The sequence below is a fragment of the Brevefilum fermentans genome (assembly GCF_900184705.1).
Taxonomy (GTDB): Bacteria; Chloroflexota; Anaerolineae; order Anaerolineales; family Anaerolineaceae; genus Brevifilum; species Brevifilum fermentans.
In genome coordinates this window covers 434,879-447,561 of sequence record NZ_LT859958.1, presented here as the reverse complement: position 1 = coordinate 447,561, position 12,683 = coordinate 434,879, and the positions used below count along the sequence as shown (strand labels likewise).

Below are 12,683 nucleotides of genomic sequence, written 5' to 3'. Positions count from 1 at the left end.
AAAGTCTCTCATCTCTCTTGTGGAGTACGTGATAAACAGTTCGCAATTCTATACGAAGGGCTTGTTGCTCCCACCCGATTTCCAACCCCATCTCCCAGCATACGCTATGATAAGATTAATAACAGAATTTCACCTTGGAGAACGCGTATGTACGCTAAACGTGCCATCATTGCTGGGCTGCTCTGTCTGGATGTGATCCCCGATCTCTCGGCGGTTTCTGAGGGGCAATTTCAACACCGGTTTCAACCCGGGCACTTGATGCGCACGGGCGGTGTCAGGTCCATCCCAGGCGGTGCGGTCGCCAATACCGGACTGGCATTGCACCGTCTGGGCATCCCCGTCCGGCTGGTCGGCAAAATCGGGGATGACTTATTCGGTCAGGTGCTCCAGGATGCCCTCGGTGAAGTGTCACCTCACCTGGCTGCCGACCTGGTGATTGACCCTGGTCAGTCCACCGGCGTGACGATTGTCATCGACCCACCCGGGGTCGACCGATCTTTCCTCCAACACCCGGGCGTCAACGATACCTTTTATGCCTCCGATCTGCCCCGCGAAATCCTGGAAAGCGTCGACCTGTTCCATTTTGGATACCCGCCGCTGATGCGCTCAATTTACCGGGGCGAAGGGGCTGAGTTGGCCTCAATTTTGGGACGCGCCCGCCGCGCCGGGCTGACCACTGCGCTTGATTTCAGCCTTCCCGACCTCTCTTCTGGTCCCGCCGCACGCCTGGATTGGCTGGCAATCCTGGACAACACCCTTCCCCTGGTCGATCTGTTCGTTCCCAGCCTGGAAGAACTGATCTTTTTGCTCGATCGAAAGCTGTTTGACCAGCACTGTGCAAAGCCTGATTTGTCTTTAATCGAAGCGATTGAGCCGTCACGTTTGGAAGGGCTGGCTGACAGGATTTTGCGTTATGGCGTCAAAGCCCTGTTGGTCAAACTTGGTCCGCGGGGAATTTACCTGCGCACAGCGCCCTCAAATCGCTGGAAAAAATGCGGGCGCGGACTGGAGCATCTTGGCGAGGACTGGCATGATCGGCAAATTTGGGCGCCTGCTTTTGCAGTCACCGAAAAATCACGCACGGGTGCCGGCGATGCGGCTATTGCCGGGTTCCTGGCGGGTATATTGCGGGGCGCCTCTCCCGAGCAAGCCCTGCGTATGGCTGTTGCAACCGGCGCCCACTGCGTTGAAACGCCGGGTGGGATGGCTGAACTGGCGGGGTGGGATCAAATCGGTTCGCGAATTGAGCGTGGATGGGAAACCGTCCCGCTTGATTTAGCACCTTACGGGTGGTCAGAAGGCCGGGCACAGGGCGTATGGATCAAACCGCCAAGCCACACCACCAATAGTTCAAGCATAACGAGATGAAATATCCACCACTTCAGCCGGGCATTCTGATTGAGCGAAAAAATCGGTTCTCCGCACTAGTTCAGCTTGATGGTGGCAAAACAACCACAGCCTATGTACCCACTACCGGCCGGTTGACCGGCGCACTCCAGCCAGGATGCCGGGTATGGATGGAACAAGCGCACAATCCTGGACGCAAGACCGCCTTCACCCTCCTGCTGAGCGAACTGCCGGGGGGCGGTCTGTGCTCGGTCAAGGCAACGATGGCAAACACGCTCTTTGCCGAAGCCGTAAGCACGGGTCTGTTGGCAGCCTTCCCTTTTACAAACGTTGAAAAAGAGGTCACCTATGGGCACAGCCGGCTGGACTTTCGCCTGTCATCACCTGGAACGGTGTGCTGGGTGGAGGTTAAATCGGTAACCTTTGTTGAGAACGGTGTGGGCATGTTCCCCGATGCGCCCACAACGCGCGGTCGCCGTCACCTGGAGACTTTGGCAGAATTGGCGGCAGGAGGTGAGCAGGCGAGCGCGGTCTTCATCGCTCAGCGCGGCGATGCACAACGCTTCGCCCCTTATGAGACGGTCGACCCCGAATTTGCTGCTCGGTTGCGCCAGGTCAATCTCGCCGGCGTAGAAGTCCACGCGTACCGCTGTGACGTACGCCTGGATAGAATTGAGATCGCAGAGGAAATATCGGTGGTGCTATAAAACATTCGTTCCCCGGTGATGTTTACAGTTATTTCACTATTGGGTACAATAAGCCCTGTTTTTTTGCTGAAAGCGAATTCCAAAATTAACAGTTAATGAGGAGAAACTCTATGAACATCCTGATCATCGGTGGAACAGGTCTGATCAGCACGTCCATCAGCCGCCAACTGCTCGAAGCCGGGCACAACCTGACCCTGTTCAACCGCGGCCAAACCGAGTCCAGGGTGGATGGCAAGTATGAACATATCCGGGGCGACCGGAACAACCGGACTGTTTTTGAAGAAAAAATCGCCGCCGCCGGGCCCTTTGATTGTGTTATCGATATGGTTTGCTATAAACCAGAACAGGCTGAAAGCACCATCCGGGCGTTGACCGGAAAAACAGGCCAATTGATCTTCTGCAGCACGGTTGACGTCTACACCAAGCCACCGGCGACTTTTCCCGTGCTTGAATCCCACCCGCGGGAATCCCTCTCGGATTATGGGCGTGAAAAAGCCGCCTGTGAAGATGTGTTCATGGCTGCTCACCATGCCGGCCACTTCCCGGTCACCATCCTGCGGCCAGCCAGCACCTATGGCGAAGGCGGAACCATCATTCATTCTCTTGGCAGTGACACCTATTTCCTGGATCGAATCCGGCAGGGCAAGCCCGTGATCGTTCACGGCGACGGGGAGTCCCTGTGGGTCTCATGTCATGTTGATGATGTTGCCCGCGCGTTTGTCAACGCAGCAGGGAACGACACGGCCTTTGGAAAGGTCTATCACCTGGCCGGCGAGGAATGGCAAACCTGGAATCAATATCACGAGCGCCTGGCCGCAGCCATTGGCGCGCCCAAACCAAAAATCGTCCACATTCCTGCGGAGGTCCTCGCCCGCATCACACCGGAAAATGCCATCGTCACCTATCTCAATTTTCAGTACACCAACATCTTCGACAACAGTGCTGCTAAACGCGATCTGGGGTTTGAAGTCACCGTCGATTGGCTTTCTGGATCGAAACGGACTTACGATTGGCTGAACGAACACCATCGGATTGAAGATTGGCAAAGCTTTCCGTTCTATGATCAATTGATTGAAGGCTATCGTCAACAATGCAATAAATTAGTTGCTGGTTTGGCAGGTCTTAACAACCATTAAGCGCACTAAAGGTTTTCACTCGGAATACCACAATTTAACAGCTCGTTTTATGTGGCATGTGTTCCTTTTTAATCGTTCTTCAACACACACTCCATCGAAAAAAGCGCCCAGAAAAGCATCGCAGTACACTAATTTCCAATTTCGATGATTCAATTCTCCTCTCATGAAATTTCCAAAACCGAGGTAGGCTTTTCTCCCGATCGCTCTCACCCCCATCTTTACCTCCAGGGAGTAAATTCGTGATAAACTAATTTCGCATGGATAAAAAAGCTTATCTGACCCTTGAATACAACAAAATTATCAGCCGATTGGCAGACTACGCCAGTTTCAGCGCCTCGGCTGAACTTGCACGCCGTCTGCAACCCCAATCAGACCTGCAGGACGTGCGTGACCGGCAATCTGCGACCCGCGAGGCACGCCATATCCTCAGTCTGAACCTTGACCTGCCTTTTCACAACGCCCACGACATTCGCCCCCAAATTGGGGTTGCGCGCCGCGAGGGTGTGCTTGAACCCGGGGATTTGCTGGAGATAAAAAACACGTTGATCGTCGCACGTTCGGCGCGGCGCGTCCTGGAGACCCTGGTCGAAGAAACACCCATGCTTTCCAGCCTGGCAGAGCACCTGCCCGTGGGTCTGGGGCTGGTGGATCAGATCAACAAAACCATATCCGAACGGGGCGACATCCTCGATTCCGCCTCAGATAAACTTTCCCAAATCCGCGGCGAGATTAAGATCACCTACGAACGCATGATGGCGCGCATGCAACGTTTTCTATCAGAGCCCAGCACAGCCCGCATGCTGCAGGAACCGATCATCACCCAGCGCAACGGGCGACATGTGTTGCCACTCAGGGCAGAGTACAAAGGGCGCATCAAAGCGGTGATTCACGACCAATCCTCGTCGGGAGCGACTCTGTTCATTGAACCGCTGGCGGTGGTGGAGTGGAACAACCGCTATCGCGAGCTGGTCCTGGCAGAGCGTGACGAAATCCGGCGTATCCTGGCAGAATTGACCCTGCGCGTCGGTGAGCATGGCGATGCCCTCAAACACATGGTTGAAGCCCTGGCTGAACTCGACCTGGCGTGCATGTGTGCCCGTTTCGCGCTGGATATCGATGCAGTCGAACCCCTCCTGGTGCCAACCAGGGAAACAGGTACCATCCACCCCGGCAGCACGATCCGATTGTTCAAAGCTCGCCACCCCCTGTTAGATCCCAAAACCGTGGTTCCTATCGATGTGGATCTTGATGCTGATACCTTTGCGCTGGTCATCACCGGACCCAACACAGGCGGAAAGACGGTAACCCTGAAAACCGTCGGCTTGCTGATATTGATGGCTCAATCGGGTCTGCAAATTCCCGTTCAATCGGGTTCGACGCTGTCGATATTTGAAGATGTCTATGCTGATATCGGCGACGAACAATCCATCGAGCAATCCCTTTCAACGTTCTCCGGTCATGTGACCAATATCAACGGCATTTTGAAAAAATCGACGCCTAAGTCGCTGGTCTTATTGGATGAATTGGGCGCCGGGACGGATCCGCAGGAGGGATCTGCCCTGGCGCGCGCAGTGCTGGCTCACCTGTTAGAGCGGGGCATCACCTGCCTGGTGGCCACACATTACCCGGAGCTCAAAGCCTACGCCCACGCCACTGCGGGGGTGTTAAATGCCAGCGTTGAGTTTGACCTCGAAACGCTCCAACCAACCTATCACCTCACCATCGGGCTTCCTGGGCGGTCGAACGCCCTGGCGATTGCCGAACGTTTGGGTTTACCAGAGTCAATTATCTCGGCAGCTCGAGCCGAAATCGACCCTACCGACCTGCGGGCAGAAGATTTGCTCGATGAGATCCATCGCCAGCGAGACCTGGCACGACAGGCACGCTCAGCTGCAGAAATCGCCCAAAAAGAGGCAGAGGCGATCCGTAAAGAGCTGGCTGATCGCCTCGACCAAATCGAAGATGAGCGCATTGCCCTGCTGGAAAAAGCCCGTTTGGAAGCCGAGGATCAGTTATCGATGGTGCGCGACGAACTGGAAACCCTGCGGCGTCAACTTGCCAGGGCGCACCAACCGCTGGATGTTGTTAACGAGGTTGCAGAAGTCGTTGAAACCCTGGAAGAAGAGCTGGCAGAACCGATCGTCCGCCAGGCACCCAAAAAACCGGTGCGCAAAACCAAAGGTCCCCTGCATCTGGGTGAAAAAGTTCATCTCCGTTCGATTGACCAGGATGGGGTGGTCACCGGTATTACCGAGGCTGATATTGAAGTCCAGGTCGGTATGCTCAGAATACGCGCCCGCCGTTCGGATATCATCCGCAAAGGCGAGACCGAAGAAGATCCGCCTGAACTCCAAAAAGACAGGACAAAACCTGGGAAAACCATTCTCCCCAGGACGCATGAATCCCCCGGGTTTGAACTGGATATGCGCGGTCAGCGGGTGGATGAAGGGCTGGACACCCTTCAAGGCTATTTAGAAAAAGCCTTCCTGGCTGGATTGCCCTTTGTACGGATCATTCATGGTAAAGGCACCGGACGCCTACGCGAATCCGTGCGGGAAGCCCTGCGACTCAGCCCCTTCGTTGATCGCTATGAAAGCGGCGGAGACACGGAGGGCGGGGCAGGTGTAACCGTTGCCTTCATCAAACAAAATTAATAAGAGAACTGACAGCGCCCTTTTTCTCCCATTGCATTGCCAGTTCTCTTGCACGTGAAGTCCTCTATCACATGCCCGTCATCGGAAGAAATTTCAATCGCACCAAGCAGGCGGATGTTCAGGATGAATGGGTTGTTCATCGCTACCGGGGTGTCTTAATTCAAACCGCCAGCATTCAGAAATTCGGTGATTAATCGGCGCTTTAAACGCAAAAGCTCACCTCGATGAGCTTTTTTAACCTTAGCATGCCGAAGGTGGGAATCGAACCCACATGCCCGAAGGCACACGATTTTGAGTCGTGCGCGTATGCCTATTCCGCCACTTCGGCTGGCAGATAGTATTTTATCCAATTCACCGGTCCAGGTCAAGCAATTCCATCGAGATGCTTTGAATCCGGGGTTTCAATTGCACAACCGCACACCCTTCATCAACTCGCCAGGGATTAATTGGGTATCATTTTAAGGTAGACTTTCATCCTCCTTTCAAGCAAGGTGGAGCGATTATTGGAGCAGTAATGAAATTAGGCATCATCGGCTTACCTCAATCCGGAAAAACCACCTTATTCAACGCCCTCACGCAGGGCGATACCCCCACAGGGATCAGCGGAGGCAAACTATCGTTGCATACCGCCGTTGTCGACGTTATCGATGAGCGTATTAATGCCCTGGTTAAAGCGTTCCGCCCAAAGAAGATCGTTTATGCCAAGGTCACTTATGTCGATATTGGCGGGTTGGACGGCGAATCAGCCAGGAGTGGCATTTCTGGTCCACTGCTCAATACTTTGTCGCAAATGGATGGATTCATTCATGTCATCCGGCAATTCGAAAACCCCCTTGTGCCCCATTCAGCCGGTTCAGTTGACCCGTTGCGAGATTTGGCGACCATGGAATCGGAATTCATGCTTCATGACCTGATTCAGATCGAACGTAAATTAATGCGCCTGGAAGAGGAGCGGCAGCGGGGAGGGTATGGTCGTGACAAAGCCGAAATCGCACGTGAGCAAGCGTTATTCACCAGGCTCAACGAAACCCTGTCCCAGGGGCTTCCCCTGCGCGGCGAGACCTTCAGCCCGGATGAAGAAAAAAAGCTCTCGGGGCATGGTCTGCTAAGTCGGATACCACAACTGGTTGTAGTCAATCAATCAGAAGGTCAGCCTCCCATCAGTTTAGATGCATTCAAGGGCTTCACACAGCCAATTTGCATGCCCATCAAACTGGAGATGGAGATCGCCCAGTTGAGCCCCGAGGATGCAACACTGTTCATGAAAGAATATGGCATTCAGGAACCCAGCCGCAACCGCCTGGTGCGTTCATCCTACGAATTGTTGGACTTAATCTCCTTCTTTACTGTGGAAGAAGAAAAAGAAGCCCATGCCTGGACGATCACGCGCGGGTCAACCGCCCTTGAAGCTGCCGGCAAGATTCATTCGGATATGGAAAAAGGTTTTATCCGCGCCGAGGTGATTGGGTTCGATGAATTGATCCACCTGGGCGGCTTTACAGAAGCGCGCCAGGCGGGCAAACTGCGCCTGGAGGGCAAGGGCTATCTTGTTCAGGATGGCGATGTGATCACCATCCGCTTCAACCTTTAGCTGGGGTACGCTCGGACCGGTCGCGTTGACGCACCGATAGGGCAAAGGTAGAATCTTTTTCATCATGTCTGATTTCCTCACAGAGCTCAACCCACAACAAAAACAGGCTGTGGCTTCCCCGCCCGGTCCAATTCTTGTGTTGGCAGGTCCCGGATCCGGAAAGACTCGCGTGCTGACCTACCGCGTGGCTTATCTGATCGCGGCATTAGAGGTGCCTGCCTACCAGATCATGGCGGTCACTTTTACGAATAAGGCTGCCAGGGAAATGGGCAATCGCATCAAGGATTTACTGGGAGAGAGGGTCGAGGGGCTTTGGCTGGGCACCTTTCATGCCATATGCGGACGCATCCTACGGCGTGAGGCCGCGTACCTTCCCGTCGATTCCAATTTCGTAATCTTTGATGAAGATGATCAACTGGCATTAATCAAGCGCGTCATCAAAGAACACAGGCTCAATGAAAAGGACTTTAATCCCCGCCAGGTGTTGGCTAAAATCAGCAACGCGAAAAACGACCTCCAGACACCGGAAGAGCTCCCGTTAGAAAATTATCGAGATGAGATCATCCAGTCATTATACAGAGCCTACCAGGCTCACCTTGTAACCAGCAACGCCATGGACTTTGATGATATGCTGCTGTATACCGCGAGCTTAATGAGGAATCAACCCGATGTGCGTCAAAAATATGCCGGGCGATTTAAACACATCCTGGTCGATGAATTCCAGGACACCAACCAGGCACAATATGACCTTCTGTTCCATTTAGGCGCGCATCATCGCAACCTGTTTCTGGTTGGCGACGAAGATCAATCCATCTACCGCTGGCGCGGCGCGGATTATAAAAACGTGGAACGTTTCAGAAGAGATTTTCCCGACCATATCGAAATATTACTGGAACACAATTACCGTTCAACCCAAACCATCCTGGATTCTGCGACAACGGTGATCAATAAAAATGTTCACCGGACAAAAAAGGTTCTCTTTACGGAGCGCGGTAAAGGTGAACCGGTGATTGTCTACGAAGCGCTCGATGATTATGATGAGGCTGCCTACGTGGTGGATATCATCGCTCGCCAGTTTGAACAGAAAACAGCCAAAGAAACCGATTTTGCCATCATGTACCGCACCAATGCCCAATCTCGACTGCTGGAAGAAGCCTTCCGCCGCGCCAATATGAACTATCGCCTGGTGGGTGCACAGCGTTTTTACGGTCGCCGTGAAGTTAAAGACATGATTGCCTTTCTGCGCTTGATCTACAATCCCAAGGACGAGGTCAGCCTAAGCCGGGTGATCAACCTCCCGCCGCGCGGCATTGGCGCGGTCACCCTGCAACGTCTGCAAGAAATTGCCCGTGAATACGGCGTCAGCAGCGGTGAGGTTCTCCTGTCCTTATCTCTGCAGCCTGATTCGGAATTTGCACAGGCATTGGGATCGCTCGCAGCCCGGTTGTTGCCCTTCAGCAAGCTGCTGGTCGGCTGGCGCAGCAGCCTGGACCAGGCATCACTCACAGGACTGTTTGACCAGATACTGCTGGATACGGATTATGAGGCTTACATCAAAGCTGAGGATGATGTATTTCTGGACCGTTGGGCGAATGTTCTGGAGCTGCGGTCCGTGCTGTTGGAATATGAAGAAGCCGGTCTGGACGTATTTTTAGAAACGATGGCTCTGGTCGCTGATCAGGACACCCTCCCGGAAACCATTGACGCTCCCACCTTGCTGACTCTGCACTCCGCCAAGGGATTGGAGTTTCCGCAAGTTTTTATCATCGGGCTGGATGAACACATCCTGCCCCACAGTCGATCATTAAATGAGGATGAGGAATTGGCTGAAGAACGGCGCTTAATGTATGTGGGGATGACCCGCGCCAAAGATCGCTTATACCTCACCCGCGCCCAAAGACGGCGCACCCCTTATGGCAATTACGAAACCATGCTGCCTTCCCGGTTTTTGATGGACTTGCCGGCAAACCTCACCCGGGGGCGTGTCAGCCGGGTTGATCGCTGGGATGAAAGCGATGATTACCAACAATATCAATGGGATCGACCCTACGGTTCAAGAGCACAGACAGCCGCACCCAAACCTCCTAAAAAGCACGAACAGCGCTTTTACGCGGAAATGCACGTGCGACACCCGGTGTATGGAGAAGGTATCGTTCGTAGCAGCCGCCTGGAATTTGGCGATGAAACCGTGGAGGTCTATTTTGACGGGCTGGGCTTGAAAGCACTGGTTGCCTCCATGTCCCGGTTGGAGATCATTGAAGAATAATGCCCGGGCGTCAGAGCAGACACACGAAAGTATTTCTGATCTGGGGAGTGATTCTCTTTCTTGGAACCGGGATTGCCTGCCAGTTGACTTCACCGCGTCCAGCGTCATGGGCAGGAACCTCCACTGCCGTTGTGCGGAACACGGAAATCGCCCTGACTCGAGAGGCAATCGCCGGAACAGCCCCTTTTGTCTTTACCCCGACTGCACCGAGCAATACGCCAGTCGCTTCGCCCACTGTCATCATAACATCAACGCCCCAGGAAAAAGCCCACGGTCCCTGGCTGATATTCCCAGACCCGGAGGGCGAAGGCTTGAATGCTTATGATATCAACACCCGCGAAATTCATCGCATCAGCTTGCCCGAGCCGATCATCACCGCTGATCTCACCCGGGGGCTGGCTCCCGATGGCAGTAAATTAATCCTCCGGGCAGGATCAGCGGAGAGCACAGACGAGCTGGGGCTTTATCAGGTCAACCTGCCCTCATTTGAGGTTAGCAAGTTGACGCCATTGTTATCGATCTCGGTTCAGCGCAAAATCGTCCACAACCAGGGCGATCGGGCGCTAAAAACCCTGATGACTGTCACACGCCCGGATGGGCTGACGTGGTCACCAGACAGCCGTTATCTGGCTTTTTCAGCCGCATTAGATCAAGAATCCAGCGACCTGTATGTTATCGATACACTCAACAACCGCGTCGATCGTGTAAATGGTCTTTATTCTCAAAACGCATTGCCTGTGTGGTCACCGGGCGGGGAGTGGTTGATTTCCCAGGAATTTGAATACGACTATCGGCTGGAAACATGGCACCCGGCATTGGTTTCAAGCTTGCGCTTTCCCAGCTATGACAGCCAAAACACCCTCTATCGCCCACCAATCGACAGCTTTGAAGAAGTGATCATCGGCTGGATCAACCCACACACATTTTTGAGCTATTCCAACACGGCAAGCGGTCCCAGGTTGCTTCGCCGGGTCAGTGCAGAAGAGGTGAAAGATTCGATTATCTTTGAAAAGGCTTTTCAACAAGCAGCCTATGATCCCGGCTCTGGCGTAATCGCGTTCAGCATCAGTTTTTCGGACGCGATTGCCCAGGGCTTGTCAGGCGGCATCTATCGGCGTGAGCTCGACAGCCCGGTGCAGGTCTTACAGGCTGCAGGCGATTGGACCCATCTCATGTGGGACACAGGCGGAAGGTTTGTGGCTTCAGGTACACAGGGGGTGTTGTTTTTCACCCCCCAGGGTGAGAGCATTCTCCTGCCAGGTGAGGGCAATGCGCGCCTGGCGCCGAATGGGAGCTGGGTTATCGCCTGGGGCGATGGTGAAAATTCCAAAGCAGGGGCGCGCCTGTTTCAATCTCATAGCAGTAACCCGCTGCAAACGCTGATCGACCAGCCTGTTGAATCCCTGACCTGGCAGCCCGATTCAAAAGGGTTTTTCCTCGTTTCCGGCGGCTCACTGTATCATTTTGCCTTTCCCGGGTTGAAGCCAGAAGAAATCATAACCGGGATACCTTTAAAAACCGAGTTTGTGTGGATCTGGGTGGAATAAGCCCTGTTCAAGCCCTTGCTTGAAAAAAGATTATAATTAGAACACGATGACCGTCAACCCTGAAGCTCCGCAAAGCATTGCCGTTCTGGCGCATCCCAATATTCCCCGCGCACTGGAGGTTGCCGGGGAGGTTGGTTTAACGATTCAAGCCCTGGGTGGCAACGCTGATGTGGGCTCGCTTTTTGACGAAGATTTGCGAAAGTCCGTCAAAGCGGGAGAACATGACCTGGTGATCGCTTTAGGCGGCGACGGTACCATGCTGCGTGCCGGGCACCTGTGTGCGCCTGTGGACATCCCCTTGCTGGGCATCAATATCGGCACCTTTGGCTTCCTGGTTGAGCTCAAAAGCGACCAATGGCGCGATTATTTTCCACGATTGTTGTCCGGTGACTTTCGCTATGAGGCGCGCATGATGCTTCGTGCTTGCTGTGTTTGCTGTGGTGAAAAACAGGATCCCTTTGATGTGATCAATGATGTGGTGGTTGCCCGGGGTCGCTATGTGCGCCCGATCAATGTCGAAGCCCTGCTCAACGGCGAACACATTGCCAGCTATGTGGCAGATGGCCTGATTGCAGCCACGCCCACGGGCTCCACAGCCTATTCACTGGCAGCAGGCGGACCGATTTTGCCACCCGAGATCCGCAACATTCTATTGATGCCGGTCGCTCCCCACCTGTCGGTTGACCGGGCGGTCGTCCTCTCGGAAGGCTCATCGGTAACGATGCGCGTCCTGAGCGCACACGAGGCTGTGGTCAGCGTCGACGGACAGCCACCGGTTCACCTGAGCAGCGGAGATTGCGTTGAAGTCTCCGCGCATGAAAAGTCACTCTTGATGGTTCGCTTTCAGGACCCGAACTACTTTTATCGCAACCTGACCGTGTATATGGAACACAACCCTTTACTCAGCAGTAAATCCAATGCCAGATCATAATCATTATCAAACACAAGAAATCATCCTGCGTTGCAGTCGCTGCGGCAAGCCAATCACCCCATCTGAAGCCATCCAGACGCCTACGGGTTACCGCTGCTCAGATTGCGTCAGGCAGCAGCAAAAGATCTTCGATACCAGCCGCCCCCAGGATTACGTCCTTGGTTTTATCATCGCGGTGCTGCTGAGCCTGTTGGGTAGCTGGTTGACCTCATTGATCGGTTTTTTTACGGTTTTGCTGGCGCCTGCAGCCGGCGTGGGTATCGCTGAAGCTGTCCGCCTGGTCACAAAAAAACGGCGCAGCAAAAGACTGTTCCGACTGATAAGATTGGGAATCATCCTGGGCGGGTTGCCCATCCCTGTACTCATCCTGTTTAATTTGCTCTTCAGCCGGGGTGCAGGCGCGTTTAGTCTTTTCAGCCTGTTACCGCTGGGTTATCAAATCCTTTATCTCGTAATGGCGGTGCCATCTGCGTATTATCGCCTTTCTGGAAGCCAGCGGTAGTG

Annotated in this window: 10 protein-coding genes and 1 tRNA gene; 10 read left to right on the top strand and 1 reads right to left on the bottom strand. The window is 53.9% G+C overall.

The features are described 5' to 3' along the window. The first annotated feature begins 147 nt into the window (after nucleotides 1-147). From CFX1CAM_RS01940 to CFX1CAM_RS11670, 5 genes are all read left to right on the top strand, one after another. Nucleotides 148-1,368, top strand: coding sequence for a carbohydrate kinase family protein (locus CFX1CAM_RS01940; RefSeq protein ID WP_087861392.1), 1,221 nt, complete (start codon nucleotides 148-150; stop codon nucleotides 1,366-1,368). Beyond that, nucleotides 1,365-2,054 (top strand): DNA/RNA nuclease SfsA, encoded by a 690-nt coding sequence (sfsA, locus tag CFX1CAM_RS01935; RefSeq protein WP_087861391.1) that lies wholly within the window; start codon nucleotides 1,365-1,367, stop codon nucleotides 2,052-2,054. Before CFX1CAM_RS01940 ends, sfsA begins: the two co-directional genes overlap by 4 nt. 110 nt (nucleotides 2,055-2,164) lie before the next feature. Next, the gene (locus CFX1CAM_RS01930; protein ID WP_087861390.1) at nucleotides 2,165-3,190 is read left to right on the top strand and encodes an NAD-dependent epimerase/dehydratase family protein; all 1,026 of its coding nucleotides are present in this window, start codon (nucleotides 2,165-2,167) and stop codon (nucleotides 3,188-3,190) included. Between the two features lie 257 nt (nucleotides 3,191-3,447). Further along, nucleotides 3,448-5,844: an endonuclease MutS2 gene (locus CFX1CAM_RS01920; protein WP_087861388.1), complete on the top strand. Its 2,397-nt coding sequence runs from the start codon at nucleotides 3,448-3,450 to the stop codon at nucleotides 5,842-5,844. A gap of 71 nt (nucleotides 5,845-5,915) precedes the next feature. Then, nucleotides 5,916-6,038 carry a hypothetical protein gene (locus CFX1CAM_RS11670; protein WP_269457040.1) on the top strand — a complete coding sequence of 41 codons (123 nt, stop codon included), beginning with the start codon at nucleotides 5,916-5,918 and terminating at the stop codon, nucleotides 6,036-6,038. Nucleotides 6,039-6,090: 52 nt separating this feature from the next. On the opposite strand, the gene CFX1CAM_RS01915 is transcribed toward CFX1CAM_RS11670, so the two are convergent. Further along, nucleotides 6,091-6,172 (bottom strand) — tRNA-Leu (locus tag CFX1CAM_RS01915). Between the two features lie 186 nt (nucleotides 6,173-6,358). Here CFX1CAM_RS01915 and CFX1CAM_RS01910 point away from each other — a divergent pair. The 5 genes from CFX1CAM_RS01910 to CFX1CAM_RS01890 all read left to right on the top strand — a co-directional run bounded on the left by CFX1CAM_RS01910 (nucleotide 6,359) and on the right by CFX1CAM_RS01890 (nucleotide 12,681). Further along, the gene (locus CFX1CAM_RS01910; protein ID WP_087861387.1) at nucleotides 6,359-7,435 is read left to right on the top strand and encodes a DUF933 domain-containing protein; all 1,077 of its coding nucleotides are present in this window, start codon (nucleotides 6,359-6,361) and stop codon (nucleotides 7,433-7,435) included. 64 nt (nucleotides 7,436-7,499) lie between these two features. Then, nucleotides 7,500-9,701, top strand: a complete 2,202-nt coding sequence (locus CFX1CAM_RS01905; protein ID WP_087861386.1) for an ATP-dependent helicase — start codon at nucleotides 7,500-7,502, stop codon at nucleotides 9,699-9,701. Next, on the top strand, nucleotides 9,701-11,248 hold the full coding sequence (locus tag CFX1CAM_RS01900) for a hypothetical protein (RefSeq protein WP_087861385.1): 1,548 nt from the start codon (nucleotides 9,701-9,703) through the stop codon (nucleotides 11,246-11,248). Before CFX1CAM_RS01905 ends, CFX1CAM_RS01900 begins: the two co-directional genes overlap by 1 nt. A gap of 46 nt (nucleotides 11,249-11,294) precedes the next feature. Next, nucleotides 11,295-12,179: an NAD(+)/NADH kinase gene (locus tag CFX1CAM_RS01895; RefSeq protein WP_087861384.1), complete on the top strand. Its 885-nt coding sequence runs from the start codon at nucleotides 11,295-11,297 to the stop codon at nucleotides 12,177-12,179. Then, complete coding sequence (locus CFX1CAM_RS01890) at nucleotides 12,166-12,681, top strand: hypothetical protein (protein ID WP_087861383.1); 516 nt, start codon at nucleotides 12,166-12,168, stop codon at nucleotides 12,679-12,681. The genes CFX1CAM_RS01895 and CFX1CAM_RS01890 overlap by 14 nt, the downstream gene beginning before the upstream one ends. Nucleotides 12,682-12,683 lie beyond the last annotated feature (2 nt).

Bases quoted from the DNA above. Each gene is read 5' to 3' on its own strand.
- CFX1CAM_RS01910 (WP_087861387.1), top strand. From the start codon at position 6,359: ATGAAATTAGGCATCATCGGCTTACCTCAATCCGGAAAAACCACCTTA.
- sfsA (WP_087861391.1), top strand. From the start codon at position 1,365: ATGAAATATCCACCACTTCAGCCGGGCATTCTGATTGAGCGAAAAAAT.
- CFX1CAM_RS11670 (WP_269457040.1), top strand. From the start codon at position 5,916: ATGCCCGTCATCGGAAGAAATTTCAATCGCACCAAGCAGGCGGATGTT.
- CFX1CAM_RS01890 (WP_087861383.1), top strand. From the start codon at position 12,166: ATGCCAGATCATAATCATTATCAAACACAAGAAATCATCCTGCGTTGC.
- CFX1CAM_RS01930 (WP_087861390.1), top strand. From the start codon at position 2,165: ATGAACATCCTGATCATCGGTGGAACAGGTCTGATCAGCACGTCCATC.
- CFX1CAM_RS01920 (WP_087861388.1), top strand. From the start codon at position 3,448: ATGGATAAAAAAGCTTATCTGACCCTTGAATACAACAAAATTATCAGC.
- CFX1CAM_RS01905 (WP_087861386.1), top strand. From the start codon at position 7,500: ATGTCTGATTTCCTCACAGAGCTCAACCCACAACAAAAACAGGCTGTG.
- CFX1CAM_RS01900 (WP_087861385.1), top strand. From the start codon at position 9,701: ATGCCCGGGCGTCAGAGCAGACACACGAAAGTATTTCTGATCTGGGGA.
- CFX1CAM_RS01940 (WP_087861392.1), top strand. From the start codon at position 148: ATGTACGCTAAACGTGCCATCATTGCTGGGCTGCTCTGTCTGGATGTG.
- CFX1CAM_RS01895 (WP_087861384.1), top strand. From the start codon at position 11,295: ATGACCGTCAACCCTGAAGCTCCGCAAAGCATTGCCGTTCTGGCGCAT.